Raw genomic sequence first — 26,107 nt, 5'->3', positions numbered from 1 at the left:
CTTATTGCTTCAAGTTGGGTTTGTAGGCCTGACCCAGCCGCTCGTTGAGGCGGATCAGAAACTCCTCTATGCGGGCCCGGTTGATGCCCAAGTCACTTTGTCCCTGACGGGAGGCGGAGCGCATGTCGATGCGGGTCTCCTTGGGGCCGGCAAAGACCCGCAGCGCCACGTCATCCTGAAAACCGAACCAGCCGGTGGTGACCACCGCCTCGAGGCCATCCGGGCTTGGCCGCACCTGCCAGCCGAGCTGCTCCATCAGGGCGTGGGCCTCGGTGATCACCTCGACCGGGGAGGCGCTGGTAAAGAGAGGACCGGGCTTGCCGTCAATTGCTTTCAAGGGGGCCGGATTAATCGGCAGATCCTGCGCCGTTCTGAGTTCGCTGGCCCAGTGCAGCTGGGGCGGGTTGTTGGGATCCGTGCTCACATCGTTGACCAGCGGAGTGCGCAGCGCCTGCACCACGAAGGCGAGGGGCAACAGCAGTGGCGCGGCGCCCCAGCCATTGGCGCAGCGGTTGCGGCACCAGGGCAGGCGAGCCAGCAAGACGAGGGAGACGAGGGCCCCGAGCAGGCAGAGGGCGAATCCCAGCCACCAGGGCCAGAGGTGAACACGGCTGCCGAGGGCGCCGGCGAGCGGCAGCAACCAGGCCAGCAGTGGCCACCACAAATAACTGGGCATAACGGTGATCCCCTGGTTATGATGAAGAAGTGCCCAGAAGGATAAACTTAATTGACTGATAACGTTAGTAAATTTATCTCAATCCTGCTGCTTTTCCCAAGTGTTCCGTTGTGGGCGGACAGCGCCGTGCTGGCGGCGGGGGACATGTGGCGCGCCGAGGCCGTCTACGAGACCCTGCCCGGGGTCAGCCGGGTGGAGCCGGGCTACGTCAGCCAGCTGGCGGCGACGGGGTCGAGCTGGCGGGAAGTGCCGCCGCGACGCCAGGCGGTGCGCATCGACTATGACCCGGTCAAAGTGGGGTACGGCGATCTGCTCAACGTGTTCTGGCAACTGGTGGATGGACGCGATGGCGACGGCCAGTATTGCAACCGGGGGCTGGCATTTGCGCCGGCCCTGCTGCCTAAAGATGACTATCAGTGGCGCTTGGCCCAGGTGAGCCTGACGCGCTGGCAGGCGCTGCACGGGCGGCCGAGCCGAGTTGCGCTCTGGCCGCAGAGCCGGTTCACCCCGGCGCCGGAGATGGAGGACTGGGCGGCGCGCCACCCCTGGCGTTTCGGCTTCTATGCCCGCCGCTGCGGCGGCTGGCCGGTGGAGTTGAACCCAGAACCCTGAACCGGGCCCTGAACTCAGTTGCGGTAGAGCACCTTGATGAGGTGGAAGCCAAACTTGGTGCGCACCGGGCCGAGCACGGTCAGCAGCTCGCCCTTGAACACGGCATCGTCAAACGCCTTGACCATGTCGCCCTTCGAAAACTCCCCCAGATCGCCGAAGCGCTTGCTGGAGGCGCAGGTGGAGAAGCGCTTGGCCATCTGGCCGAAGTCGGCTCCCTTGGCAATCTTCTCCTTGATCTCCAGACACTCTTTCTCGGTCTTGACCAGGATGTGCTGGGCACAGGCTTTTCTCATCGGGACGCTCCTCGGCGGTGGGCAAATCGGGGGCGCAAAGAGTACTCCAATTCCTGCCGCGCGTCAGCCGTCATGGCAAATTCAGCTGCGGACACGGGCAGCAAGCCGGGTTTTGGGCCGTGCCTGCCAGAGGATCTCCAGCCCGAGCAGGGCGTGCAGGCTCCAGATGGCCAGCGGATTGAGCCAGTTGCCCCCCAGTTGCAGGGTCGCCAGGGCGCTGCCCGCCAGCAACAAGGTGATGCCCGGCAGGCGCCAGTGGGTCGGCAGCGGTGCCAGCATGGCCATGCCCAGCAGGATGGCGAGCCCGAACGGCAGATTCAGCGCGGTGAAGGCGAGCGCCTGCTGGCCGTTCATGCCGGTCAGCAGGGCCAGCAGGGCGCTGCAACAGGCGAGAAAGGTGATGAATTCGAGTCGGTCGGCGATGTAGTCCGCCATCTGTTCGCTGCGTGCGTGCATACGGTGTCTCCTCTGGTGGGATGCGAGCCTTGGTGCAATAAGCCCAGTGTGGACGAGAAGTGAGCAGGGGGGGCAGCGGGATAAATCGATTGGGTTGAACGAGGCTTTGATTGCGTGATGGCAACTGCTTGATCCTGCAAGATAAAATGCACTACCTCTGCTGGCTTGGTGCAAGGCGGGCGGCCCAATGGCAGCCAGGATGCAGCTGGCGGGCCCGGCGAGAGGGGCGATTGCCGTTATCTTGAGCAGTTGCCGACAGTTGATGTCGCGGCCATCGACAAACAAGGGGTGGCGCGATACCGGGCCGGATGGGCCGGCAGGGACCATCTGGCATGGTCGTGCTGGTCATGGATTGCCCTTTTTGGCCCGCAGTGGCATAAGTCAGCGGGGGAAAGTGTGAAAAATGCGCGGCCTGTGTGGGCAAAGGCTTCAATAATATGGCGAAATTCGGTGTTACCCCGCTCTGATGTTGGGCCGGGGATATGCTAGGATGAGGCGCGTTTGCGATCGAGTGAGCCTCATATTCGTTCTGAATATCGCATTATTTTAATCATGTTCTTCGGGGAAATTGACGTTTGACAGGATGCAATCCGCCCCTGCCTGCAGGGATCTCACCGCCCGCACGGGCCTTTCGTCGTGGGCTTCGCGCGCTGGGACTGAGCCTCTGTCTGCTGCTGTTCGTCACGCCTGCCATGGCGGCCAAACTCACCTATCAGATCAAGGGACTGAAGGGGGAGAACAAGGACAACGTCGAGGCCTACCTCAATGCCCTGCCGGTCTATCAGGAGCGCCAGTACCGTCCGGCCCGCGCCAAGATCACCGAGAGCGTGCAAAAGGCGCTGCAGGTCTATGGCTACTACCAGCCCAAGATCACCCTGAGCCGTGACAAGAAGGCGCCCGCCAAAGTGATCATCGAGGTGGAGCCGGGCAAGCCGGTCATCATCTCCCGTCTCGACATCCTGCTGGAAGGGGATGCCAGCAGCGACGAGCTCTACAGCGAGCTGTTGGACAAGCTGCCCCTGAAAGAGGGGGATCCCCTCAACCACGGCAAATACGAATCCATCAAGGCGGATCTAGGCAGTCTGGGGCTGGCGCGCGGCTACTTCGACGCCAAGATCAGCAAGAGCCAGGTCAAGGTGTTCCCGGATCAGGGCACCGCCGAGATCTACATCCTGTTTCGCTCCGGCCCGCGCTACCACTTCGGCGAGATCCACTATGACGCCACGCCGGAGGCACTGCGCCTCATCCGTCCGCTCATCAACATCAAGAGCGGCGACCCCTATCTGGCGATCCGGCTGGCAGAGATGTCGCAGGATGTCTCCTCTACCAAGCTGTTCAAGCAGGTAGACATCAAGCCGCTCATCAGCCAGGCCGAGGGCAACCGGGTGCCGGTGCAGGTGACTCTTTCCAACCGGGTGGATCACGAGATTGAAACGGGTATCGGCTATGCCACCGACGTGGGGCCGCGCATGAGCGCCACCTGGGAGAAGCCCTGGGTCAACCGCTACGGCCACCGGCTCAACGCCACCGCTAAGGTCTCCCAGCCCGAGGCTGAGCTCAGCTTCGACTACCAGATCCCGGTGGGCAACCCGCTGCGGGATTACTACTCGCTGCAGGCCGGTTATCAGTACAAGGACAATAACGATACCCGCTCCGACCTGACCACCCTCAGCGTGCACCGCTGGAAGCGGCGGCCGGAGAGTTGGGACCGGGACGTGTTCATCCGGCTGGAGAACGAGATCTATACCCAGGGCGCCGACGAGGGCAACAGCTTGCTGCTGATCCCCGGTGTCTCCTGGTCGCGGCTGCGGGTGCGCGGCGGTCTGGTACCCGACTGGGGCGATCGCCAGCAGCTCACCCTGGAGTTTTCCGACCCCTACTGGGGCTCCGACATCAGCTTCGTGCGGGTGTGGGGGCGCAGCAAGTGGCTGCGCACCCTGGGGGAGGATCACCGCTTCCTGCTGCGGGCCGAACAGGGGGCCATCATAGGGGACAGCTTCTCGCTGGTGCCGCCTTCGCTGCGCTTCTTCACCGGTGGTGACCAGACGGTGCGCGGCTACGGCTACGAGACCATCTCGCCGCGCGGCAGCGACGGCAAGCTGCTGGGGGGCCGCTATGTGAGCGTCGCCAGTGCCGAATACAACTACCGCTTCAGCGACAAGTGGCTGGGTGCCCTGTTCGTGGACAGCGGTACCGCCACGGTCGACTACAGCGAGGCCTGGAAGATAGGCACCGGGGTCGGCGTGCGCTGGGTGACCCCTATCGGTCAGGTCAGGCTCGATCTGGCGGTGGGCATTTCCGAGGAGGAGAAGCCGCTGCGACTCCACTTCGCGCTGGGGCCTGAACTATGATCCGGCCGCGCTCCACACCTCTTCTCTACTGTTTTCTTGACCGGCCGCTGCGGCTGCATCTTTCGCGGGGGTCTGCACTGTGATCTGGGTAAAACGTATTTTTCTCTGGCTGATGGGGCTCATCTTCCTGCTGCTCATCGGCGTCAGCCTGCTGGGCTTCACCCATCAGGGCAACAAGTGGCTGTGGCAGCAGGCCAGGGCTGCCCTGCCTTCCCTCAAGGGGGAGCTGGTTGCAGGCCAGCTCGGCTATGGCTGGACCCTGGAAGGGGTCGGCTGGCAGGACGAGCTGGTGGACGTCACGGTGGATCGCGCCGTGCTGGACTGGGATCTGGGCAAGCTGCTGCAGGGCAAGCTCTGGATCAAATCCCTTAACGTCACCCACCCGGTGGTCAAGGTGGCCGACTCCGAGCCGACCCCGGAAGAGCCGTCAGAGCCCTTCGTCTGGCACCCATTGCCCCTGAAAATTCAGGTCGACAGCCTTCAGGTCGCGGATCTCGATGTGACTGTGCCCGGGGTGGGGGTGAGCCTCAAGTCCCTCGACATCGGCGCCACCCTCAGCCGCAAGGGACTGATCGTGCAGGGGCCCGTGCTGGATGGCCTCAAGGTGACCCTGGCCGAGACGCAGGCCACCGAGGCTGCCAACCCGGCCAACCCCAAGGCAACCTCCCAAGACAAGGCTGTGGCCAAGTCGCCTGTCACCGCCAAGGCGAAGCCGGCGGATGAGAGCAAGGCGCAGCAGGCAACCAAGGCGGCCCCCATCGAGCTGCCCGCCATCCGGCTGCCGTTCCCCATCCAGCTGGAAGGATTGCAGGTCACGGCGTTTCGCTATCAGCAAGGTGAATTGATTGAAGGGCTCGACAAGCTGCTGCTGTCGGCCAGTGCCGAGGGCAGCGACATCGCGCTGCGCGAGCTTTCCCTGCGCCACGCCATGGCGGATCTGGTGCTCAAGGGCAAGATCCAGCTCAAAGACGATTACCCGCTCGCCCTGACCCTGGATGCCAAGGCCCGCAAGGGGCTGCTGGATGGCGAACTGCAGGGGCAACAGGCAAGCCTGACCCTCGGCGGTTCGGTGGGCAAGCTGGCATTGGCGCTGCAGGCCAAGGGGCCGGTGGCCGCCAACCTCAAGGGCTCTCTGGCTGCCCTCGACCCCGACTTGCCCTTTGATGCGGGGCTGGAGTGGAAGAGCCTGGGTTGGCCGCTGCACAAGCCTGCCAAAGATGAGCCCAGCTACCGGCTGGATAAGGGCAGTTTGAGTGCCAAGGGCAAGCTCTCTGGCTACCAGTTTGCCTTGAATACTGCCGGCAAGGGCACGGATGTGCCCCCCTTCAAGCTGGCGCTGACGGGCAAGGGGGATCTGACGCAGCTGAACCAGATCAACCTGCTGCTCAATGTCCTCAAGGGGGAGCTCAAGCTGGACGGCAAGCTCGCCTGGGACAAGGGGGGGCGCTGGCAGGGCACCACGGAATTCAAGGGGATCAACCCGGCCGAGCTGGTGCCCGAGCTCAAGGGGGCGCTGGCGGGCAAGATTGCCAGCCGTTTCGAGCTCGATGAGGCGGGCCACTGGCAACTGCAACTGCCCGAGCTGAAAGTGGACGGCAAGCTCAACCAGTATCCGCTGGCCATCAAGGGCAGCGCGAGCGGCAACGACAAGCTGGAGTGGACCATCCCGGCGCTGGCGCTGCAAAGCGGCCCCAACCAGCTGCAGGCCAGGGGCAGCCTGAGCCAGCAGGCGTGGAAGCTGGATGCGGATCTCAACGCCCCCAACTTGGCCGGGCTCTACCCCGGCCTCAAGGGGGACATCAAGGGGCAGGTGCGCCTGACCGGCAATCAGCAAGCGCCGCGTGTCATCACAGAGCTGGCGGCCAGCCGCCTCTATTATGCCGGCACCGATCTGAAGGGGATCGCCATCAAGGGCAATGCCCTGGTCGGTGACAAGCCGGCAGGGGAAGTGGCACTGACGGTGGCCAGCCTGGTGCAGGGGGCGACCAGCCTCAGCCAGCTGGCGCTCAACCTGAGCGGCGATCTCAACCAGCACGCCCTGTCGCTCACCATGAAGGGCGATCCGGTGGCAGCCAACCTCAAGCTGAGCGGCGGTCTGCGCGGGGATCGCTGGCGCGGCGCCCTCAGCGAGCTCAAGTTGAAGACGCCGCTGCGGCGCTGGGAGCTGAACGCGCCTTGGGCCCTCGACCTCGATCTGCCGCGTCAGCGGCTGACCATGGGGGATCTCTGCCTTGGCTCCCAGGGGGCCAGCCTCTGCGTCAAGGGCAGCCAGGTGTCGGCCCAGCAGGGCAGCCTGGAGTTTGCCCTCAACCAGTTTGACCTCAAGCGCCTGCGGCCCTGGCTGCCGGACAACTTCCGCTGGCAGGCTGTGCTCTCCGCCGACGGACGGGCCAGCTGGCGCGGCAATCAGCCGACCCTGCATGCCACCGTGCGCACCACACCGGGTACCTTCGTGGCCGACGAGCTCAAGACCGACTACCAACGCCTCGAGCTCGGGGTGGACTTCGAGCGCCAGCAGGCGGCGATCCGGCTCGACTTTGCCTCAGAGCAGATCGGCAACATCGACACCAAGCTCTATATCCGGGATCCGTCCGGTCGCGGCAATCTTTCCGGCCAGCTCAAGTTTGACGACCTCAAGCTGACCACCTTCGCCCCGCTCATCCCCGAGGTGCGCTCGCTGCAGGGGGTCATCTCGGCCGATGCCCGTTTCGACGGAACCCTGGCTTCGCCGCTGCTGTTTGGCCAGCTCAACCTGCTGGATGGGGAAGTGCAAACGCACTCCGACATGGTGACCCTCTCCAAGTTGGTGACTCGCCTCAAGATTGAAGGCAACCGGGCCGAGCTCGATGGCACCATGCTGGTGGGCAAAGGGCCGTTGGCACTGGGGGGCTGGCTGAGCTGGGCACAGCTGCCGGTCACCGGCAGCCTCACCATCCAGGGCAAGGAGCTGGAAGCCCAGTATCCAGGCATGGGCCGGGTGCGGGTCTCCCCGGACATCGCCATCTCGCTGGGGGAGGAGACCCGGATCACCGGTCAGGTGGACATCCCCTGGGCGCGGATCCTGGTCAAGAGCCTGCCGGAGAGCGCGGTGGCTGTGTCGGACGACGTGACCGTGGTCTACGACGATCTGCCGCCGGTGCCCAAGGCGGCGCCGCTGCCGATGGCGATCAAGCTGGCCATCCGGCTGGGTGACGACGTGCGGCTGGAGGCGATGGGGCTCAAGACCAAGGTGGGGGGTGGCATCAACATCCGCCAGGATCCCTCGCGACCGCTGGCGGGCAACGGTCAGCTGGTGCTCAACGACGGGCGCTTCAAGGCCTATGGTCAGAACCTCATCATCAAGGATGGCCGAATCCTCTTCTCCGGCCCCCTCGATCAGCCGTTCCTCAACATAGAGGCGTATCGGGATCCCGACACCATCGAAGACAAGGTGACGGTGGGGGTGCGGGTGACCGGGCCGGCCAGCAAGCCCAAGATCACCGTCTACTCGGAGCCGCAGCTGGCCCAGTCCGAGCAGCTCTCCTATCTGCTGCGCGGCAAGGGGCTGCAGACCAGTGGCGAGGATGGCGGCTTCAACGGCCTGCTGGTGGCGGGCGCGGTCAGCCAGGCCAACGGGGTGGTCTCCAGTCTGGGAGAATCCCTCGGCATGAGCGACGTGGCCCTCGACACCGCCGGCAGTGGCGACAACACCCAGGTGACCCTGTCGGCCTACCTGCTGCCGGGGCTGCAGTTCCAGTACGGGGTCGGGGTGTTCAGCCCCATCGCGGAGTTCAAGCTGCGCTACGAGCTGATGCCCAGGCTCTACCTGCAGGCCATGAGCGGGGTGGCCCAGGCGGTGGATATCTTCTATCGCTTCACCCTGTAGCGGGCGGGAAGAGACAAAAACGGGAGGCACAAGCCTCCCGTTTTTATTGGCGATATTTATGCTGCTGAACATAGGGGGGCTGAAAAGCGAAAACCCGGCGCGAGGCCGGGTTTTCTTGAATGATGGTGGAGGGAGAAGGATTCGAACCTTCGAAGGCAGAGCCGTCAGATTTACAGTCTGATCCCTTTGGCCGCTCGGGAACCCCTCCACGGGGTATTGCCAATTTTTATCCACGGTAGCTGCCGTGATTGCACTTGAAATGGTGGAGGGAGAAGGATTCGAACCTTCGAAGGCAGAGCCGTCAGATTTACAGTCTGATCCCTTTGGCCACTCGGGAACCCCTCCACAAGTGCGAGGCGCATACTAACAGATCTGCCGGGGTTGTGAACCCCTTGGCGGGATTTTTCCTGCTTAAAGGATCGTATTTGCGGCCGATAAAGGATGAAACCACCGTTTCCAAGAGTTATCTCATGCTACCCAGCGCCATTCGTGAGCAGTGGCTGGTGGACGAGGCCCAGCTGGGGCAACGTCTCAACCAGGATCTCCAGCACGGAGACAGGGCTGACTTTCGCCTGCATCTGGCCCTGCTGACCGATGCGGTGGAAGAGCAGCCCTGGTTCGATCCCAGGCAGCCAGCAAAGGCAGAGAGCCGGGTCTGGCGCAGCCGCTTTGAGCTGCCGCCTGCCACGCCCCTGCAGGGCAGTGCAAATGACGAAGAGGCCGCTCAGGTCAACGAGCGGCTGCAACAGGGGGGCTCCATGGTGGATGTGCGGCTCTGGCTGGCGCTGCGCTCACCGCCGCTGCTTGGCACCCCGCCGGCGCTGGAGCCCGCCGTTTATGACAACCTGTCGCCGCTTGGACGGGAGCGCTGGCAGGGCAAGCTGGCGGATCAGCCCAGACGCGACGATCCCCTGCTGATGCTGCCGATCCTCGATACGCTCAAGGCGGGGGTGGATGCCAGGCTGCACTGGCTCAGTGGTTGCTGAAGGCGACAAACGCCGGTATTCGGGCAGCAAAAAGGCGGGGAGATCCCGCCTTTGTCGTTGTTGGCTGTGCCGTGGCGCAGTTTAGGCGTCGGCTTCATCCTCTTGCGGCACTTCCTTGCCAACCGCTGCGGCGCGACGGGCGATGGGTTTCTCGGTATGGCGGTTGATCTGGCGCTCCAGCTTTTGCCCCAGTTCGGTGATGGCGGCGTACAAGTCCTCATGTTCTGCCTGGGCAAACAGCTTGCCGTTGGGGATGCCAGCAGTGGCTTCAACGATGAACATCAGACGCTCTTTGGAGACAATCACATGGGGTGTGATAAGAGGCACCTGAAGACGCTCGAGCTTGTCAAAACGGGATTCAATGCGCTCGCGGATAGCCGGGGTGATGTCGATGATTTTGCTGGTAATTTCGATTTTCATATTGGCCCCCTTCGGGTCGTCTTGCTTGTGTCTTCACCTTCAGATTACTCATGGCTGAACATTAAAATGTGATCTTCGTCACGAAGTGTGGCCTTGCTTCCGAGGGGAGGAATAAATTGTGATCTTTTCCCGTTCTGCACCAAAAAGCGCTTGAGCTCCACGAAACTGGCAGGCAGTATGGAGAAACTTGGATCGTTTCTGTCCCTTCGTGGCAGCGCCGCATGTCGACCTCATGTCCGGTTTTCACCGCTTAGTCTCGCATCTTTTGCACTTTCTCCCCGCACCGCCCTTGCCGACGTGCGCGCTGTGAATGTGGGCGCTGCCAAGTCGTCAGGGACTTGAACGTGGTTGTTGTGGTGTTGGAGTAGTACATGAAACAGCAGGCCACTCAGATGATGTGGTTTTATGATCGGCAACACGCCCAGTGGAGTCTGTCCGATCATGCCTCCTACCAGCTCTGGCAAGGAGAGGGGCCTCACCCCTGGTTCGGGCAATTGGCGGCAGATGACGAGGCCGGCTTTGCCGACTTTCTCGCCAGACTTTACCACTCACAGCAACCGGCCCAGTTCATCGGTCACCTCTGCGAGGAGGGGGGCGAGGTGCGCCACGTGCTCTGGAGCGGCCAGTACGTGCCGGCCCAGCAGATGTGCTGCGGCTGGATTGCGCCACTCGACACCACCCGCAGCACCCAGCTGCCTGCCGACCTCTCCCAGCAACTGCCGCTGCTGCAAGACCCCTTGTTGACTCAGCTGGCGCAGGCGCTCTCTGCCCGGACCGGGCTCGATTTCTTCAATACCCTGGTCAATCAGCTCGCCCACATCCTGGTGGCGGACGCGGTCTGGCTGGCGGAGCGCACCGGCAGCGGACGGCTCAAGGTGCTGGCCTGCCACGGCATCGACCTCAAGGAGTACGAACTCGACGGCATGCCTTGCCAGCAGGTCTATCTGGCGGGGGAGACCTGCGTCATTCCCCTGGCGAACGATCTGCCCTCCTGTGCCGGTTTCAAAGGGGGGCAGGGTTACTACGGCCTGCCGCTGTGTGATCGCAACGGCCAGATCCTGGGCCACCTGGCGCTGCTTTTCTCCGATCAGAGTGCGATCCCCAATCTGGGTTCGGTGCTGACCACCTTCTCCATGCGGATGGTGGCGGAGCTGGAGCGGTTGCAGAGCGATGCCCAGCTGCGCCTGTCGGCTGTGGCGTTTGAAACTCATGAAGGGATCATCATCACCGACCCCGATTTCAAGATTTTGCGGGTCAACCACGCCTTCAGCCAGATCACCGGCTTTGACAGTCAACGGGTGATCGGGCTGCATCTGGGCAACGATCTCTGGTGCGGGTTGGGGGGGCTTGGCTACGAGCTCGGCACCCTGAGCCGCTGGCAGGGGGAGACCCAACGGCTGCACGCGGACGGCTACCCCTATCCGCAGTGGGAGATAGTCACCCCGGTGCAGGATGACAGGGGGGGGATCAGCCACTTCGTCATCTGCTTCGAGGATATCTCCGAGCGCAAGGAGGCCGAGCGCCGCATCCAGGATCTTGCCTATTACGACGAGCTGACCGGCCTGCCCAATCGCCGCCAGCTGCACGAAACCCTGGCCCACGCCTTTGACGAGGCAAGCCGCGACTATCTGATCGGTGCCCTGCTGTTCATCGATCTGGATCACTTCAAGACCATCAACGACTCCCTCGGCCACGCTACCGGTGACTGGCTGCTCAAGGAGGTCGCCAGCCGGCTCAAGCGGCTGGTACGGCAGGGGGATTGTCTGGCGCGGCTCGGCGGCGACGAGTTCGTGCTGCTGCTGCCCTCGCTCTCGGCGAGCCCCCCCCAGGCTGAAATGCAGGCCGACCTCATTGCCGAGCGGCTCATCAGCGAGATTGCGGCCCCCTACAACCATGCGGGCCAGGTGCTGCACATCGGCGCCAGCGTCGGCATCACCCTCTTCCCCGGTCGGGAGCAAGGGGTGGACGATCTGCTCAAGCAGGCGGACACCGCCATGTATCAGGCCAAGTCGGCCGGTCGCAAGACCCGGCGCTTCTTCGATGCCTCGATGCAGTTGCAGGCAGATCGCAGGCTGCTCATTCACAACGAGTTGCGCAGCGCCCTTAACCAGCAGGAGCTGACCCTCTACTACCAGCCCCAGCACATGGTGGAGGGGGGGGACATCATCGGCGTCGAGGCGCTGATCCGCTGGCAGCCGCCCGGCCGGGCCCTGGTGTCGCCCGCCGAGTTCATCCCCATCGCCGAGGAGACGGACCTTATCGTCGACATCGGCAACTGGGTGTTGTACGAGGCCTGTGCCCAGTACGTGCGCTGGGAGGAGAACGGCATTCACATCCCGCAGCTGTCGGTGAACGTCAGTGCCAAGCAGTTTCACGCCACCGATTTCGTCGACCGGATCCACGACGTGCTGGCCTCTACCGGCATGGATCCCGCCAGTCTGAATCTGGAGATCACCGAGTCCGTGGTGCTGGGGCACGCGGAAGACACCATCAGCAAGATGAGCGAGCTCAAGGCGCTCGGCATCAGCTTTGCCATCGATGACTTCGGCGCCGGTTACTCCTCCCTGAGCTACCTCAAGCGGTTGCCGGCGGACGAGCTCAAGATCGACCGCTCCTTCATCCAGGACATCCCGCGCGATGGCGACAACATGGCCATCGTCGAGGCGGTGATCGCCATGGCGCGCCACATGGGCTTCAACGTAACGGCAGAAGGGGTGGAGTCGCGTCAGCAGCTGGAGTTTCTGCAGGCCCAGGGCTGCCACTTCTACCAGGGCTACCTGGCTTCCAAGCCGCTACCGGTGCCCTATCTGGAGCGCTACGTGCAGCGCCTTGCCCGCAGTGAAAGCCCGCTGGCCGGGGGTAAAAATAGTCTCGCCGGCGAGCTGTAGCCCCTCGGGTTAACGGGTAGAATGAGGGAATATGACACCACCGCCAACGGGCGGTGGCATTGCCTCTCAATGGAGACGTCTCTCGTGAAAGCCGTGCAGGGAATCATTTTATCGGCGCTGTGCGTGCCGGGGCTGCTGACGCAGGTTGCGGCGCAGACTCTGGAACAATCTCTCTATCGCCAGGCTTATGACGCGGTGCGGGCCGACGATCAGGCCCGTTTTCAGCAAATTCGCGCCCGTTTGACCCATTATCCGCTGCTGCCCTATCTCGATTACTACCAGTTGGCCTTTCGGCCCGGGGCGGCGGAGTATGACGACGTGACCCGCTTCATCCGCGAGCACGGCGACACCCCCCAATCCAACCGGCTGGAGCGCAGCTACCTCACCTATCTGGCCCAAAGCCAGCAGTGGTCCCAGTTCCTGCGCTTCTATCCGGCCAAGCCGAACTCCACTGATCTGCTCTGCATGCACTATCAGGCGCGCTACTACACCGGCCAGCAGAGCCAGGCACTGCAGGAGGCGGGCAAGCTCTGGCTGAGTGGCCTGTCTCGCCCCGATGCCTGCGATCCCCTGTTCCAGCTCTGGCAGCAGGCCGGCTTGCGTACCCAGGAGAAGATCTGGACCCGCATGACTTTGGCCTTTGAGGCGGAGAACCCGAACCTCATCCGCCACCTCGGTGCCCAGCTTGGCAGCGGCATGAAGGCGTACGGGGATCAGATGATTACCCTGTTCGAACAGCCCGCCAAGGCGATGAACACGGCCTATTTCACTACCGCCGCGCCCTCCAAAAAATTGCTGCTGCTGGGGCTGGCCCGCTATGCCAACCAGCAGCCGGAAGCGGTGCTGGGGCAGCTCGGCTATCTGCGCTCGCGTTTCGCGCTGAGCGCCGCCGAGCTCAAGCCGGTGGAACGGGCGGTGGCCAGACGGCTGCTGCTGGATCGCTCAACCGCCCAGCGCAACTGGCTGGATGCTACTGTGGTGCGCCAGGCCGACCCGGATCTGCTGGAGCTGCGGGCCCGGCTGGCTATCTGGGAGCAGGACTGGAAAGGACTCTCCGGCTGGGTCAAGCGCATGCCCATGGGTCTGCAGAAGGAGGATCGCTGGCGCTACTGGCTGGCGCGCTCGCTGGAGGTACAGGGCCAGCAGAAACCGGCGCGGGATCTCTATCTGGAAACCGCCAATCTGCGTGGCTTCTACGGCTTCATGGCGGCGCAGCGCAGTGGCGTGCCCTATCGGATGAAGAATCAGAGCGTGGCGAAGAAGGTGCCGGACTGGCGCACCGCCAGCAGCCGCTGGCCCTTCCTGCTGCGGGTGCGCGAGTTGCTCGACATGAACGAGATAACGGCGGCGCGGGCGGAGTGGATCCACAACATGGATCGCAATCCGGTGGCCCAGCGCCTCGAGTTCGGCCACATCGCCCTCAACCAGGGCTGGCATGAACTGGCCATTCTGGCCAGCATCCGGGCCGAGGCCTGGGATGCCCTCGATTTGCGCTTCCCGCTGCCGCTCAAGCACACCTTCTCCCAGATGGCGCAGGAGCGAACCATGAACACCAGCCTGCTCTACGCCATTTCCCGTCAGGAGAGCGCGCTCTACCCGCTGGCACAATCGCCGGTCGGGGCGAGGGGGCTGATGCAGCTGATGCCGACCACCGCCAAGGAGACGGCCAGCAAGCTGGGGGTGCCCTATCGCAACGAGCAGCAGCTGTTTGATCCCGCCATGAACATCCGCCTTGGCAGCGCCTATCTCAAGCGGCTGCTGGATGTGTACGACGGCAACCGGATCCTGGCAGCGGCGGCCTACAATGCCGGCCCCGGCCGGGTCAAACGCTGGCGCGATCAGAGTGCGGACAAGCCGATGGATGTCTGGGTCGAGAGCATCCCCTACAAGGAGACACGCAACTATGTGCAGAACGTGCTGTCGTTCGATCTCATCTATCAGCACAAGCTGCAGCAGCCGCTGCGCTTCATGTCCGAGCGCGAGCTGAGTCACGCTTATTGAGACGGCTGCCGCCCTGGCGGCAGCCGGATTCCCATTCCCTCCCCAAAATGGTTATTATCCCATAAGGTTTTGTTACAAAAGGAAACCTGCCAGGTGATCGGGCGCCATCTCTTGGTCTGGCAGGTTCGTTATAATCGCCCGTTCAACACAGACAGGCTCCCCCAACAAAGGAATTGATAGTGGCAACGATTAAAGACGTTTCCCGGTTGGCTAATGTGTCCATTTCAACTGTGTCGCGAGTCATCAACAACACGGCGCAGGTGGCACCAGAAAAGCGTGAGGCCGTCATGGCGGCCATGAAGGAACTCAATTTTCGTCCCAACAGCTTTGCCCAGGCGCTGGTCAGCAAGCGCTCCAACTGCATCGGTGTGCTGGTGGGGGATCTGTGTGGTGGCCCCTTCTTCGCCCAGATGATGCGCGGCATCGAGAGCGTGGTGGACAAGGCAGACAAGTTCACCATCGTCATGTCCGGCAACCACGACGAGGTGCGCGAGCGCCACGCCATCCAGGCGTTGCTGCAGCGCCAGTGTGATGCGCTGATCCTGCACAGCAAGGCGCTGCCCGACGAGGAGCTGAGCGAGTTGGTGGCGGGCAGCACCCCGGTGGTCTTCATCAACCGCCAGGTGCCAGGCGCCGAAGATCGCTGCGTCTGGCTGGACAACCAGGCCGGCATCACCACCGCCTGCCAGCACCTGCTGGATGCGGGCCATCGCAAGATTGCCTTCGTAACTTCGGACGATGAAGAGTTCGTCGATGGCCAGCAGCGGATGGCAGGCTATCATCACGCCCTGCAGCGGGCCGGCATCGCGATCGATCCCGCCCTCATCGGCCGTGCCTTTGCCGACGAGAACGGCGGTTATGTGGCGATGGGCGAACTGCTGGATCGGGGGGTTGAGTTTACCGCCGTACTCGGCTTCAACGACGCCATGGTGGCGGGTGCCATCTCTTGCCTGCTGGAGCGGGGATACAAGATCCCGCAGCAGATCTCGGTGGTGGGTTTCGATGACATTCCCTATGCCCGCTACATCTATCCCAAGCTCACCACGGTGCGCTACCCCATCGAGGAGATGGGCGGCCGGGCTGCCGAGCTGGCGCTGAGCCTGCTGGATCACAAGCCGGCCGAGGGGCTGGAGCTCAAGTTCGAGGCCGAGCTGGTCAGACGGGAATCCGTCGCCTGAGTGAGCGACATTGGCCCTGAATGGGTCAATGTCGCTCTCCTGTTTTGCGGAAAAATTGAAAGCGTTTTCAGAAATCCTTTTCAACTGTGATCCGCTTCAAAGCTTTTTGGACTGCCTGCCACTAGCATAGGCCCCACGAATTAGGAGCCTGCGCTCCCGATTTTCCCGCTGTGGGAGGTAACTGGTTAATCCAGCTATTTCCTTCGTTACTTTCGACGGTCATCATGGATGGCCGTTTTTTTTTGCCAGGATTTTGTCATGACAACAGAGAGTGAATACCAGACGGGGATTGTGGGCGCTGGCTGGCTGGGGTTGCCGTTGGCCCGGACACTTCAGGCCGAGGGCCGCGAGGTGGCGGTGACGGTCAGATCGGTCGAAAAAGCCGCGCAGCTGACGGCAGAGGGACTGCAGGCCTGGCCACTGCAACTGGGCACCGGGCTGACCGCCCTGCCGTTTCGCTGCCGCGAGCTGGTGATCTGCGTGCCGCCGAGCAAGGTCGAGGATTACCCGGCCGCCATCGGGCGGGTGGCCGAGCTGGCGCAGGCTGCCGGCGTGCAGCGGCTGCTGTTCGTGAGTGCCACCTCGGTTTGGGCGCCGGGGCAGGGGGAGGATGAACACCCCATGCCTGCCCACGAGCGCGGGATGCGGATGCTGGCCGCCGAGCAGGCGGCGATGGGGGCCGGCATTCCCTGTGCCATGGTGCTGCGTCCGGCCGGGCTGTACGGGCCACAGCGTCATCCCGGCCGCTTCCTGGCGGGCAAGACCCTGGAAGGGGGCGGCCAGGCGGTGAACCTGGTGCATCTGGATGACGCGGTGGCCGCCTGTCAGCTGCTGCTGGCGCAGGGAAAGGATGGGGATGCCTACAACCTGAGTGCGCCGGTGCACCCGCGTCGGGAGCAGTTTTACCCCTTTGCCGCGCGCCAGCTGGGCCTGCCGGCCCCGGTCTTCATCGAGCCGGCGGGCCATTTTGCCCCCGTCGAGGGGCTGCGCATCTGCGAGCAGCTCGGCTTTGTCTATCGCTGGCCCGATCCGGCGCACTGGTTTGCCGAGCTGGCGGCTCGGGGTCACTGAGCATCCCGCCTAGTGTTATGCGTATGCATGGTGGTGAGGCACAGGCGGCTCCAATGGTGTGGCGCGGCGGGCAATTGAGGTTTGCCAAGGGGGGGCTCGCCCCCTATCATGCCGCCATCCATATAGAGAGAGCGGTAAAGATGGTAGATACAAAACGTCACCCCGATGGGGAACTGTTGCTGAGAACCCTGGCAATGCCAGCCGATACCAACCCCAATGGCGATATCTTCGGGGGCTGGATCATGTCCCAGATGGATATAGGTGGGGGCATCATGGCCAAGGAGCTGGCAAAAGGACGTATTTGTACCGTATCCGTCGAGGGCATGACCTTTCACAGCCCGGTCAAGGTGGGCGACGTGGTGTGTTGCTACGGGCGCTGCCTGAAGATAGGTCGCAGCTCCATGCGGCTGAAGCTGGAGGTGTGGGTCAAGCCGGTGCTGCGTGAAAACGAGGCCCAGCGCTACTGCGTGACCGAAGGGATCTTCACCTATGTCGCCATCGACGAACAGGGAAAATCCCGTCCGGTACCAGTCTGATCCGGCTCAGATAAGCCGGGCGTTGATGATGGATATTTCCTGCTCAAACCCGGTTTTTTGCCGTATCATGCGTTCCAGCATCTCTTCCGAGCCGACGCACTGCTGGGTGTCGAACAGGCAGAGATCGCACTGGGGATCCCGTCTGATCTGATAGACGGTGGAAAGCTCCACTTGATGACAATTTCCTTGTTGATCATAAAATGTCACGCGGTACTGGTGCTGTCTCGCCATCGTTGAATTCCTTCTGGATGAGCCGGGCCGGACACAAGCTATCAGCCTAGTCGGCAGCGATGACATTTGTGATGGTCAGGACACAATGCAGAGGCAGGTGGTTGTTAGCCAATGAAAAATAGTTATCGCATTCTGGGTACGTCGCTGCTGACGTTGGGACTGGTCGGCTGTTTCGAGGTGCCGGATCAGGATCACCTGGTCACGGCGCAGGGCATCATTCCCGGCGCCAACTGCCAGAAGCCGCCGCTGGTGGCGCTGGCCTCCACCGCCTTGCCACGCGAGTTCGGCATTACCGTCTGGAATCTCTACAAGGGTCAGCGTAAAAACTGGCGCGAGGGGCTGGACGAGTATGCCAAATCCCAGGATCTGGTACTGCTGCAGGAGTCGGCGACCCGCCCCGACATGCTGGAATGGCTGAAGGCCGGTGATTTCCAGTGGCAGCAATTGCAAGCCTTTACCCAGGGCGGCGTCTCCTTCGGCGTGATGACGGTGGCCAAGACGCCACAGGCGTTCGTGTGCGGCGTGCGCTCACCCGAACCGCTGCTGCGCATCCCCAAATCCGGTCTGGTCAGCCTCTACCCCTTGCAGGGGGATCCTGACGGCGTGCTGGTGGTGAACCTGCATGCGGTGAATTTCGAGCTGGGGATGGCGACCTTTCGCGAGCAGCTCAACGATCTGACCGCCCTCATCCATCGCCATCAGGGCCCGGTCATTCTGGCCGGGGATTTCAACACCTGGAGCGACAAGCGCGAATTCTGGCTGAACAAGCTGGTGGGCGAACTGGGGCTGCAGGAGGCGATCCCGGTGCCGGATCTGCGCCGGACCGCGTTCGGCCGACCGCTCGATCACCTCTACTACCGCAACCTGGACCTGGTGGAAGTGAGCAGCCCGGCGACCGATGCGTCGGATCACAACCCCATCATGGCCCGTTTCGCGGCTCAGGCCATCACCCCCTGAATCCGTACTGGCCGCCAGGGTGGCCTGTTCCAGATAAAAAATACCCCGCTTTTGGCGGGGTATTTTTTTATGAAGTGATGAACGATCAGCTGTTGTTCTTCACGAACAGGGTCAACTCCTGACCCGGCTTGAGGTAATCGCTCTTGCCCAGCTGATTCCAGCGCATCACATCCATCACGGCAACCTGAAAACGGGCTGCGATGGAGGAAAGGGAATCGCCGCGGCGCACCTGATAGACCATGGACTTGTTGCTGCTCTTGCCCTGCTTGGGCCAGACCACCAGCTTCATGCCCGGCTTCAAGGCCGACTTGGCGTTGAGACCGTTCCACTTGGCCAGCTCGTCATGGGTTACCCCGTGTGCCTGGCTGATGCTCCACAGATTGTCACCGGCACGTACCTTGTACTGGATCTTGCCGGCACTGCGGCTGGCGAGCTGCTGTGGCTTGCTCTGGGCGCTCTGACTGACCACCGGCTTGCTGCCGCCGGTCGGGATCATCAGGGTCTGGCCACGGCGCAGGTGGTTGCCACTCAGGTTGTTGGCCAGCTTGAGCTGCTGCACGCTCACCCCGTGATTCTGGGCGATGCGAGAGAGGGTGTCGCCGCTGGTGACCTGATAGGAGCGGGTGCGGATGCGCTCGCTCTGGGGCAGATCGGCCAGGGCCAGCTCCAGGGTATCGGCATACTCGACCGGTACCAGCAGGCGATAGGGCCCCTTGGGTGAGGTCGACCAGCGCGTCAGGGCCGGATTGACCTCTTTCAGCTGAGCCGGACGCAGGCCTGCCAGCTGGGCTGCTACGTTCAGATCGATCTGGCCGCCGGTGTTGACCACCCGCAGCTGAGGCTTGTTGGCCAGTACCGGCAAGGTGACATTGTACTTGTCCGCATTGCGGATCATGTCGGCCATGGCCAGGATTTTGGGCACATACATCCGGGTTTCGCGGGGCAGATCGAGTGACCAGTAGTCGGTCGGTCGGCCTGCCTTCTGATTGCGGGTGATGGCGTTGCGCACCCGTCCTTCACCGGCATTGTAAGCCGCCAGCGTCTGCAGCCAGTCGCCGTCGAAGAAACGGTTCAGGTATTCCAGATAATCCAGCGCGGCGTTGGTGGAGGCCAGTACATCGCGGCGGCCGTCGTACCAGTTGTCGTGGCGCAGGCCGAAGTTCTTGCCGGTCGCAGGAACGAACTGCCACAGACCCACCGCATTGCTGCGGGAACGGGCGTGGGGATCGAACATGCTCTCGATCATGGGGATGGTAATAAGCTCCATTGGCAGCTCACGCCGTTCGATTTCCTCTACCATCAGATACAGGTAGGGCTCAGCCCGGCTGGCAATGGTCGCCAGATGCTTATCATTGCGCAACAACCAATCACGCTGCTGACGGACACGGTCGTTCTCCTGCGGATCAAACTGCATATCATCGCTGATACGCACCCACAGGTTATCGGTGTCATCCAGTTCGTCGATCTGTTCGTCTCCGAACAGGAAGCGCGCCGAATGTTTTTTATACGCTTTTTTGTTGACTTGGGGGGACTTGATCGGCTCGATTGCCGTTAGCGCCCGGTCATCCTGATGGCTCAGGTTTTGGCAGCCGCTGAGAAACAGCGCCGCCAATAAGGCCGTTCGTACCTTCATCTCGCTCAGGTCATCTTTAGGAAAAACAGCTCGCATCATAAGGGGCAATGGCCCCCTGATCAAGGTTTGTTCAAAAAACGTCCTTCCAGGATCGCAGCACGGTGAAGGTATCCTCTGGATTTTCCAAGCATTTTAAGGCGTGTTTCTCAGCAGAAAATTTCACGGAATCCTGTTCGCATCGCAGAAAAACGTTGAACTCCCGCTCATCCCCCAGCCGTGATGGCAGACTCGGCAGACCCTGCTGGCGCAGCTTGCTGATCAGCCCGATCCGCTGCTGGATCGCCTGGTTGTCCGGCTCGACCGCGTAGGCGAAGCGCAGGTTGGAGAGGGTGTACTCATGGGCACAATAAATGAGGGTGTCGTCGGGCAGGGCGGCGAGTCGTTGCAGTGAGGTGTGCATCTGGGCCGGGGTACCTTCGAACAGGCGGCCGCAACCGGCACTGAAGAGGGTATCGCCACAAAACAGCATGCCGTGGCCGTAATAGGCGATGTGGCCATGGGTATGGCCGGGCACATGGATCACCTCGAGACTCAGACCGTGCCAGTTGATCTGATCCCCGTCATCGAGCCACTGGCCGTGATGAGCGGGCATGGGGTCAAGTTTGGGACCATAGAGTCTGGCATGGGGGAAGTGGCCGAGCAGGGCGGTGACGCCTCCCACATGATCGTGGTGGTGATGGGTCAGCAGAATTGCGTCGAGCTGCAGCTCCAGTGCGGCCAGTCGCTCCAGCACGGGTTCGGCATCGCCCGGGTCGACGACCAGGCAGTGATTTTCGTGTCGGATCAACCAGATGTAGTTGTCGTTAAAGGCAGGAACTGTGATCACTGGATACATGAGTCTGCTTCTCTTTATGGAGGGTATCTTATATAACTGGATGGCGTTCGAACCCCAAGTTGAGCCCTATTATGCAGGTGGCACGTACCGAACAACAAATCGAGATCCCGACCTGCTGGTCGGCACTGCCCATGGGGGACTGGGTAGCGGCCGAGATCCAGGAACGGCTCGACAGCTGGTGTCCACATCTGTTTGGTTATCACCTGCTTAAAGTCGGGGCGCTGAGCGCCGAACTCTCCTGCGGCTGCTCTTCCATTCGCCACCAGATAGGGGTTGCCCCCAGTGGCAGATTGCTGGATCTCAAGGGCGATCCACTGGCCCTGCCGGTGCGCACCGGCAGCGTGGATGCCTGCCTGCTGGCCCACTGTCTCGACTTTTCGCCAGACCCCCACCAGGTGCTGCGCGAGGCGGAGCGAGTACTGACCGACGATGGCTGGCTCATCGTCAGCGGCTACAATCCGCTCAGCCTGGTCGGCATCGGCCACTGCCTGCCTTTCCTGCGTCAACATCTGCCCTGGTCGGCCCGCATGTTCACTCCGGCGCGGGTCACCGACTGGCTGCAGCTGCTCGGGTGTGAAGTGATGTTTGACGAGCGCTTTGGTTACTCGTTCATGGGCAAGCAAAGCCGAATAGGCTGGTGGCGGGAGAGTGTGGGGCGAGATTATTGCAGGCCGTTTGCGTCCGTCTACGTGATAGCGGCGCGCAAGCGGCGCTTTCCGCTGACGCCGGTGCGCCGCCGCTGGCGCTTGCCCGAGTCGATAGCGACGCCGGGCATGGCGCGTCAGGGTTGGTAGCCAGTCTCGGGCGTCTTGGCTGGCGAGCGGCCCTGACGGGTGAGGCAGCCTTGGATCAGGGCTGGTAGCCGGTATCCTCAGCCAGCTGCTTGCCGCTGGCGGCCTCGCGGGCCAGCTCGTCACAGCGTTCGTTTTCCGGGTGACCGGAGTGCCCCTTGACCCAGAGCCATTCGATTTGATGGCGCGCCACTTCCGCATCAAGCGCCTGCCAGAGATCGACGTTCTTGACCGGTTGACGGCTGGCAGTCACCCATCCTTTCTTCTTCCAGCCGATGATCCACTGGGTGATCCCCTGGCGCACATACTGGCTGTCGGTGGTGAGTCTGACCTGACAGGGCTCGTTCAGGGTGCGCAGCCCCATGATGGCGGCCATCAGCTCCATCCGGTTGTTGGTGGTGAGGCGAAAACCGGCGGCGAGCTCCTTGCGGTGCTTGCCATAGACCATGACGGCACCATAGCCGCCAGGGCCCGGGTTGCCGAGACAGGAACCATCCGTATACAAATCGATCTTTTTTAGCATGAGTCTTGGGGTAAACTAGCGGGTAAAGCCGAAGTTTGACATAGATTGGATCATGAACACACCCCAACTGAATCGCCAGATCATTCTGGATACTGAAACCACAGGTATGAACACCGCCGGTGGCCCCGTCTATCTGGGACACCGCATCATCGAGATCGGCTGTGTGGAGGTGATCAACCGCAAGCTGACCGGTAACCACTTCCACGTCTACATCAAGCCGGATCGGCTGGTGGACCCCGAGGCCATCCAGGTGCACGGCATCACCGACGAGTTCCTGCGTGACAAGCCGTCGTTCAGCCAGATCGCCGACGAGTTCATCGAGTTCATCCGCGGTGCCGAGCTGATTGCCCACAACGCGCCGTTTGACGTGAGCTTCATGGACTATGAGTTCGGCAAGCTCGGCCTCAATTTCAAGACTGCCGACATCTGCGGCATCACGGATACCTTGGCGATGGCGCGGGACCTGTTCCCGGGCAAGCGCAACAACCTCGATGTGCTGTGCGATCGCTACGGCATCGACAACTCGCACCGTACCCTGCACGGGGCTTTGCTCGATGCGGAGATCCTGGCGGACGTCTACCTGCTGATGACGGGTGGCCAGACCAAGTTGAATCTGGCTACCGAGAGCAGTGAGAATGAGAGTAACCAGGACACCAGCATCCGCCGGCTGGAGAGCAATCGCCCACCGCTCAAGGTGATCCGTGCCAGCGCCGAGATTGAGGCGGTGCACGAGGCGCGGCTGGATCTGGTGCAGAAAAAGGGAGGAGCCTGCCTGTGGCGGCAATGAGCAAGCTATGGAGTGGCCTGCTGTTATTGGCCTCGCTGACGGCCTCGGCCAACGAGGTGTTTGCCCCCTCCGACATTCCCCTGCTCGACAATCGCTTTCGCATCGATTACGGCGTGAAAGAGATCACCTTCATCGTGACGCGCAAGCCGGGCACCCCGTCGGTGATCTTGGTGCGTCCGGACGGCAGCAAGCTCTATGTGGGCAAGGTGACGCCCCCCGATGTGGGCTGGCTGGCGCTCAAGGATCAGGATCTCATCACCATCCGTGATCCTATGCCGGGCCCCTGGCAGGCCATCGGCGAGGTGGACCCGGATAACCGGGTGCGCCTGCTGTCGAACATCAGGCTGGAAACCGATCAACTGCCGACCCAGCTCTATCAGGGGGAAAGGGTCAAGCTCAAGTCTTGGCTGCTGATCGACGATGCACCACCCAAGGCGGGTTATTACCTGACCGACCTTGGCATGACGGTGCGATTGCAGCGTTTCAACGACGCCAAGCAGGAGGGTGAGCCCATCGTTGACGAAGTGCTCGGCCACTATCGTGACGATGGCAAGGGGCTCGACGAGGTGCCGGGTGACGGCATCATGACCGCCGAGGCGGTGCTGGATGTGGCTGCGGGAAAATACCGGGCCATGTACAGCACGGGCAATCAGGTGTTCTCCCGCGCTCGCTACCAGGATGTGCTGATCTACCCGTTGCCGGTCAGCTATACCTTGGCGCTTCCCTCGCAGGAGTTTGGCGCCAAACTCTCCTTCCTGATCGATGCCGATGAGCTGGATCCGGCCTCCGTGGTCATTGAGGGCAAGGCGACCAACACGGTGGGAGCCAGCATGGCGTTCAATGCGGTGGCGACCGAACCCCGGGTGGAAGTGGATCTCTCCGCCATCAAGGAGGTTGGCCAGTATGAGGTGACTGCCACCCTGTTTGGCACCACCCGGCTGGGCCGCGAGATCCAAGTCACGCTGCCGGTGAAATCGTTCAATATCTTCCCGGTGCTGGCGGTTGAGCCATCGGCGGCCTCTGCTGCTTCTGAAACCTCGGCTGCAGTGCCCAATCAGGTAAAATTCGAGGAAGAACAGAGCAGCGGCTGGCTGATCTGGTTGCTGGGTGGGGTCGGCATCCTGCTGGTCTTGCTGGGCGGTGTCGGTTTCATCTTGCTGCAAAAGCGGCGAGCACTGAAAAAAGCGATGGCGGCGCAGAAGGCCGAGAACGAAAGCGCCAAGCCGGAAGCCAAACTGGATCTGAATCTGCCCGAACAATAACCGGGTAACCGCATTAAAAAGCCGCCCATCGAGGCGGCTTTGTTATTTATGGGGAAGCGGGCTAGCAGTAACCCTTCAGCATCAATGTTCCCCGACGTAGATGTCCTTGTGTTGATCGCGGATCTCGAGGAACTTGTCGAGGTTGGCCAGCATTAGTTCTACTAACTGGGGATCGAAGTGCTGACCTTTCTCCTCTTGGATCAGTGCCAGTACCTTGTCCAGCGGCCAGGCTTTCTTGTAGCAGCGATCCGAGCCGAGCGCATCAAACACGTCGGCCAGCGCCACCACCCGCCCTTCCAACGGAATGGCATCACCCTTGAGGCCACGGGGATAGCCGCTGCCATTCCACTTTTCATGGTGGTTACCTGCGATGGTCGCGCCAATCTGGAACAGCGCCAAATCGCTGCCGGAGAGCATGTCTTGCCCCAGCTGGGCGTGGGTTTTCATGATCTCCCACTCCTCGGGGGTCAACTTGCCCGGTTTGTGGAGGATGGCATCCGGGATGCCCACCTTGCCGATGTCGTGCAGCGGGGAGGCGCGCTTGATGAGTTCGCTCTGCTCCTCGCTCATGCCGAGCAGCTGGCAGAACAGCTCGGTGTAGAGGGCGACCCGTTTCACGTGCAGGCCGGACTCCTTGGAGCGGGTCTCCACCAGTTCGCCGATCCGATAGATGATCTCGCGCTGGTTGTCGGCGATGACCTCGTTGAGCCTGATGTTTTCCAGCGCCACTATGATGTTTTCGGTAAACAGGCTGAGCAGCCCCATGTCCATCTGGCTGAGCTGGCGAGTGGTTTCGATATGAAACAGCAGGTGATGACGGGGGTTCTGGCAGTAGAGCACCATCTGGTTGCCATCATAGACGTTGGCACGATTGGCCATGGCCTGGCGCAGAATGGAGGGAGCGTCCGCCAGTCGCAGTGACGGGTGGCCCGGCAGCAGGGGCTCCAGAATTTGATCCCGCACTTCGTAGGCGAACTGCTTCACGTCGTAGATTTGCGACTCTTCCAGACTGAGCAGGGCCCCGAGCTGTTCCTGAGCGCCTTCGACAAACTGGCGCAGCGCCCGTTTCTCGAAGATCCCCTTGGAGGCCTCGATGACTTTCTCCAGCCCCTGGCGATTGCTCTCCAGCGTACGGATGTCGCGGTATGAACGCAGGCTGGCCCGCAGCAGGGTGCGCAGCTTCTGGGAGGTGAGCTCGGTCTTGTCCTTGTAGTCATTGATGTCGTAGTTGGTGACCACGTCATCTTCCGGGGCCTGACCGGGTTGGCCGGTGCGCAGCACGATGCGCACCATCTTGTTTTGCAGATCCTCGCGCACGAATTTGACCACATCGAGGCCGGCGTGATCGACCTCCATGACTACGTCCAGCAGCAGCAGTGCTACGTCCGGGGTCTTGGCGAGCAACTCTCTGGCCTGTGCGGCTGAATAAGCATGCAAAAATTCAATGGGTCTGTTATCGAATTCAAATTTGCTCAGGGTGATCTTGGTGATGCGATGAACCTCGGGTTCATCGTCCACAATCATCACCTTCCATCCAGCCTGCTGGTCATCGAGAAGGGGCAGATCGTCATCGTCAATAATCAGGATTTGGTCATCCATCATGCAATCCTGTTTGGGATCCTGTGCTTACATTAACTGCTTCACTAAGGATAGGAAACTTATTGAGAAATAAAATTTGATCTGTGAAATCTCTTTGTCGTCATCCTGCTCCAGCCCCATAAAAAACGCCTCCACATGGGAGGCGTTTGACTATTA

The 26,107-nt window shown here is 61.9% G+C and carries 22 protein-coding genes and 2 tRNA genes; 13 read left to right on the top strand and 11 right to left on the bottom strand.

Annotation, left to right across the window (positions count from 1 at the left end; genetic code table 11):
* Position 1: 1 nt before the first annotated feature.
* Positions 2–676: a DUF1499 domain-containing protein gene (locus AACQ43_RS02565; RefSeq protein WP_168965754.1), complete on the bottom strand. Its 675-nt coding sequence runs from the start codon at positions 674–676 to the stop codon at positions 2–4.
* Between the two features lie 51 nt (positions 677–727).
* Here AACQ43_RS02565 and AACQ43_RS02560 point away from each other — a divergent pair, with 51 nt between their 5' ends.
* Positions 728–1,288: a peptide-methionine (S)-S-oxide reductase gene (locus AACQ43_RS02560; protein WP_029303450.1), complete on the top strand. Its 561-nt coding sequence runs from the start codon at positions 728–730 to the stop codon at positions 1,286–1,288.
* 14 nt (positions 1,289–1,302) lie between these two features.
* On the opposite strand, the gene AACQ43_RS02555 is transcribed toward AACQ43_RS02560, so the two are convergent.
* Both AACQ43_RS02555 and AACQ43_RS02550 read right to left on the bottom strand, forming a co-directional pair.
* The gene (locus AACQ43_RS02555; protein ID WP_011705448.1) at positions 1,303–1,581 is read right to left on the bottom strand and encodes a peptidylprolyl isomerase; all 279 of its coding nucleotides are present in this window, start codon (positions 1,579–1,581) and stop codon (positions 1,303–1,305) included.
* 81 nt (positions 1,582–1,662) lie between these two features.
* Positions 1,663–2,037 carry a hypothetical protein gene (locus AACQ43_RS02550; protein ID WP_016350230.1) on the bottom strand — a complete coding sequence of 125 codons (375 nt, stop codon included), beginning with the start codon at positions 2,035–2,037 and terminating at the stop codon, positions 1,663–1,665.
* A gap of 575 nt (positions 2,038–2,612) precedes the next feature.
* Between AACQ43_RS02550 and tamA the strand changes: the two genes are divergently transcribed.
* Together tamA and tamB are read left to right on the top strand one after the other, a co-directional pair.
* Positions 2,613–4,388 (top strand): autotransporter assembly complex protein TamA, encoded by a 1,776-nt coding sequence (tamA, locus tag AACQ43_RS02545; protein WP_024943793.1) that lies wholly within the window; start codon positions 2,613–2,615, stop codon positions 4,386–4,388.
* Positions 4,389–4,467: 79 nt separating this feature from the next.
* Positions 4,468–8,253 (top strand): autotransporter assembly complex protein TamB, encoded by a 3,786-nt coding sequence (gene tamB / locus AACQ43_RS02540; RefSeq protein WP_168965752.1) that lies wholly within the window; start codon positions 4,468–4,470, stop codon positions 8,251–8,253.
* A gap of 123 nt (positions 8,254–8,376) precedes the next feature.
* Here the strand turns inward: tamB and AACQ43_RS02535 are convergent.
* Positions 8,377–8,461, bottom strand: a tRNA-Tyr gene (locus tag AACQ43_RS02535).
* 52 nt (positions 8,462–8,513) lie between these two features.
* Positions 8,514–8,598 (bottom strand) — tRNA-Tyr (locus AACQ43_RS02530).
* Positions 8,599–8,723: 125 nt separating this feature from the next.
* On the opposite strand from AACQ43_RS02530, the gene AACQ43_RS02525 reads away from it, so the two are divergent.
* Positions 8,724–9,239 (top strand): VC2046/SO_2500 family protein, encoded by a 516-nt coding sequence (locus tag AACQ43_RS02525; RefSeq protein ID WP_102989926.1) that lies wholly within the window; start codon positions 8,724–8,726, stop codon positions 9,237–9,239.
* A gap of 81 nt (positions 9,240–9,320) precedes the next feature.
* Here AACQ43_RS02525 and hpf read toward each other — a convergent pair whose 3' ends face one another.
* Entirely contained in the window at positions 9,321–9,659 is a 339-nt protein-coding gene (gene hpf / locus AACQ43_RS02520; protein ID WP_060388964.1) for a ribosome hibernation-promoting factor, HPF/YfiA family, read from the bottom strand.
* A 371-nt stretch (positions 9,660–10,030) separates the two neighbouring features.
* On the opposite strand from hpf, the gene AACQ43_RS02515 reads away from it, so the two are divergent.
* From AACQ43_RS02515 to yciA, 5 genes are all read left to right on the top strand, one after another.
* Positions 10,031–12,547, top strand: a complete 2,517-nt coding sequence (locus AACQ43_RS02515; protein WP_168965750.1) for a putative bifunctional diguanylate cyclase/phosphodiesterase — start codon at positions 10,031–10,033, stop codon at positions 12,545–12,547.
* An 84-nt stretch (positions 12,548–12,631) separates the two neighbouring features.
* The gene (locus AACQ43_RS02510; protein ID WP_168965748.1) at positions 12,632–14,548 is read left to right on the top strand and encodes a transglycosylase SLT domain-containing protein; all 1,917 of its coding nucleotides are present in this window, start codon (positions 12,632–12,634) and stop codon (positions 14,546–14,548) included.
* A 179-nt stretch (positions 14,549–14,727) separates the two neighbouring features.
* Positions 14,728–15,726 (top strand): LacI family DNA-binding transcriptional regulator, encoded by a 999-nt coding sequence (locus AACQ43_RS02505; protein ID WP_041218298.1) that lies wholly within the window; start codon positions 14,728–14,730, stop codon positions 15,724–15,726.
* 258 nt (positions 15,727–15,984) lie between these two features.
* Entirely contained in the window at positions 15,985–16,797 is an 813-nt protein-coding gene (locus AACQ43_RS02500; protein WP_168965745.1) for an NAD-dependent epimerase/dehydratase family protein, read from the top strand.
* 140 nt (positions 16,798–16,937) lie between these two features.
* Positions 16,938–17,333 (top strand): acyl-CoA thioester hydrolase YciA, encoded by a 396-nt coding sequence (gene yciA, locus AACQ43_RS02495; RefSeq protein ID WP_168965743.1) that lies wholly within the window; start codon positions 16,938–16,940, stop codon positions 17,331–17,333.
* A gap of 6 nt (positions 17,334–17,339) precedes the next feature.
* Here the strand turns inward: yciA and AACQ43_RS02490 are convergent, their stop codons facing one another.
* Positions 17,340–17,564 carry a hypothetical protein gene (locus AACQ43_RS02490; RefSeq protein WP_005299261.1) on the bottom strand — a complete coding sequence of 75 codons (225 nt, stop codon included), beginning with the start codon at positions 17,562–17,564 and terminating at the stop codon, positions 17,340–17,342.
* 111 nt (positions 17,565–17,675) lie between these two features.
* Here AACQ43_RS02490 and AACQ43_RS02485 point away from each other — a divergent pair, with 111 nt between their 5' ends.
* Positions 17,676–18,521, top strand: coding sequence for an endonuclease/exonuclease/phosphatase family protein (locus AACQ43_RS02485; protein ID WP_016350239.1), 846 nt, complete (start codon positions 17,676–17,678; stop codon positions 18,519–18,521).
* Between the two features lie 85 nt (positions 18,522–18,606).
* Here the strand turns inward: AACQ43_RS02485 and AACQ43_RS02480 are convergent, their stop codons facing one another.
* Both AACQ43_RS02480 and gloB read right to left on the bottom strand, forming a co-directional pair.
* Positions 18,607–20,154, bottom strand: a complete 1,548-nt coding sequence (locus tag AACQ43_RS02480) for a LysM peptidoglycan-binding domain-containing protein (protein ID WP_168965741.1) — start codon at positions 20,152–20,154, stop codon at positions 18,607–18,609.
* Positions 20,155–20,224: 70 nt separating this feature from the next.
* The gene (gloB, locus tag AACQ43_RS02475; RefSeq protein WP_168965739.1) at positions 20,225–20,989 is read right to left on the bottom strand and encodes a hydroxyacylglutathione hydrolase; all 765 of its coding nucleotides are present in this window, start codon (positions 20,987–20,989) and stop codon (positions 20,225–20,227) included.
* A 71-nt stretch (positions 20,990–21,060) separates the two neighbouring features.
* Here gloB and AACQ43_RS02470 point away from each other — a divergent pair, with 71 nt between their 5' ends.
* A complete protein-coding gene (locus AACQ43_RS02470) occupies positions 21,061–21,783 on the top strand; it encodes a class I SAM-dependent methyltransferase (RefSeq protein ID WP_168966474.1) in 723 nt (240 codons plus the stop codon).
* Positions 21,784–21,838: 55 nt separating this feature from the next.
* On the opposite strand, the gene rnhA is transcribed toward AACQ43_RS02470, so the two are convergent.
* Positions 21,839–22,303, bottom strand: coding sequence for a ribonuclease HI (rnhA, locus tag AACQ43_RS02465; RefSeq protein WP_017409841.1), 465 nt, complete (start codon positions 22,301–22,303; stop codon positions 21,839–21,841).
* A 52-nt stretch (positions 22,304–22,355) separates the two neighbouring features.
* Between rnhA and dnaQ the strand changes: the two genes are divergently transcribed.
* On the top strand, positions 22,356–23,090 hold the full coding sequence (gene dnaQ, locus AACQ43_RS02460) for a DNA polymerase III subunit epsilon (RefSeq protein WP_011705465.1): 735 nt from the start codon (positions 22,356–22,358) through the stop codon (positions 23,088–23,090).
* Positions 23,087–24,352 carry a TIGR03503 family protein gene (locus AACQ43_RS02455; protein ID WP_168965737.1) on the top strand — a complete coding sequence of 422 codons (1,266 nt, stop codon included), beginning with the start codon at positions 23,087–23,089 and terminating at the stop codon, positions 24,350–24,352. The genes dnaQ and AACQ43_RS02455 overlap by 4 nt, the downstream gene beginning before the upstream one ends.
* Positions 24,353–24,433: 81 nt before the next feature.
* Here AACQ43_RS02455 and AACQ43_RS02450 read toward each other — a convergent pair whose 3' ends face one another.
* Positions 24,434–25,951 (bottom strand): HD domain-containing phosphohydrolase, encoded by a 1,518-nt coding sequence (locus AACQ43_RS02450; RefSeq protein ID WP_011705467.1) that lies wholly within the window; start codon positions 25,949–25,951, stop codon positions 24,434–24,436.
* Positions 25,952–26,107: the final 156 nt, after the last annotated feature.

The organism is Aeromonas sp. DNRA1, from assembly GCF_963888745.1.
Lineage (GTDB): Bacteria > Pseudomonadota > Gammaproteobacteria > Enterobacterales > Aeromonadaceae > Aeromonas > Aeromonas hydrophila.
This window is presented reverse-complemented; position numbering and strand designations above follow the sequence as displayed.

Coding starts and splice junctions, on each gene's coding strand:
- AACQ43_RS02565 (WP_168965754.1), bottom strand. CDS start 676: ATGCCCAGTTATTTGTGGTGGCCACTGCTGGCCTGGTTGCTGCCGCTC.
- yciA (WP_168965743.1), top strand. CDS start 16,938: ATGGTAGATACAAAACGTCACCCCGATGGGGAACTGTTGCTGAGAACC.
- AACQ43_RS02470 (WP_168966474.1), top strand. CDS start 21,061: ATGCAGGTGGCACGTACCGAACAACAAATCGAGATCCCGACCTGCTGG.
- AACQ43_RS02550 (WP_016350230.1), bottom strand. CDS start 2,037: ATGCACGCACGCAGCGAACAGATGGCGGACTACATCGCCGACCGACTC.
- AACQ43_RS02500 (WP_168965745.1), top strand. CDS start 15,985: ATGACAACAGAGAGTGAATACCAGACGGGGATTGTGGGCGCTGGCTGG.
- AACQ43_RS02450 (WP_011705467.1), bottom strand. CDS start 25,951: ATGGATGACCAAATCCTGATTATTGACGATGACGATCTGCCCCTTCTC.
- AACQ43_RS02525 (WP_102989926.1), top strand. CDS start 8,724: ATGCTACCCAGCGCCATTCGTGAGCAGTGGCTGGTGGACGAGGCCCAG.
- AACQ43_RS02490 (WP_005299261.1), bottom strand. CDS start 17,564: ATGGCGAGACAGCACCAGTACCGCGTGACATTTTATGATCAACAAGGA.
- AACQ43_RS02485 (WP_016350239.1), top strand. CDS start 17,676: ATGAAAAATAGTTATCGCATTCTGGGTACGTCGCTGCTGACGTTGGGA.
- AACQ43_RS02555 (WP_011705448.1), bottom strand. CDS start 1,581: ATGAGAAAAGCCTGTGCCCAGCACATCCTGGTCAAGACCGAGAAAGAG.
- gloB (WP_168965739.1), bottom strand. CDS start 20,989: ATGTATCCAGTGATCACAGTTCCTGCCTTTAACGACAACTACATCTGG.
- hpf (WP_060388964.1), bottom strand. CDS start 9,659: ATGAAAATCGAAATTACCAGCAAAATCATCGACATCACCCCGGCTATC.
- rnhA (WP_017409841.1), bottom strand. CDS start 22,303: ATGCTAAAAAAGATCGATTTGTATACGGATGGTTCCTGTCTCGGCAAC.
- AACQ43_RS02515 (WP_168965750.1), top strand. CDS start 10,031: ATGAAACAGCAGGCCACTCAGATGATGTGGTTTTATGATCGGCAACAC.
- AACQ43_RS02455 (WP_168965737.1), top strand. CDS start 23,087: ATGAGCAAGCTATGGAGTGGCCTGCTGTTATTGGCCTCGCTGACGGCC.
- dnaQ (WP_011705465.1), top strand. CDS start 22,356: ATGAACACACCCCAACTGAATCGCCAGATCATTCTGGATACTGAAACC.
- AACQ43_RS02480 (WP_168965741.1), bottom strand. CDS start 20,154: ATGAAGGTACGAACGGCCTTATTGGCGGCGCTGTTTCTCAGCGGCTGC.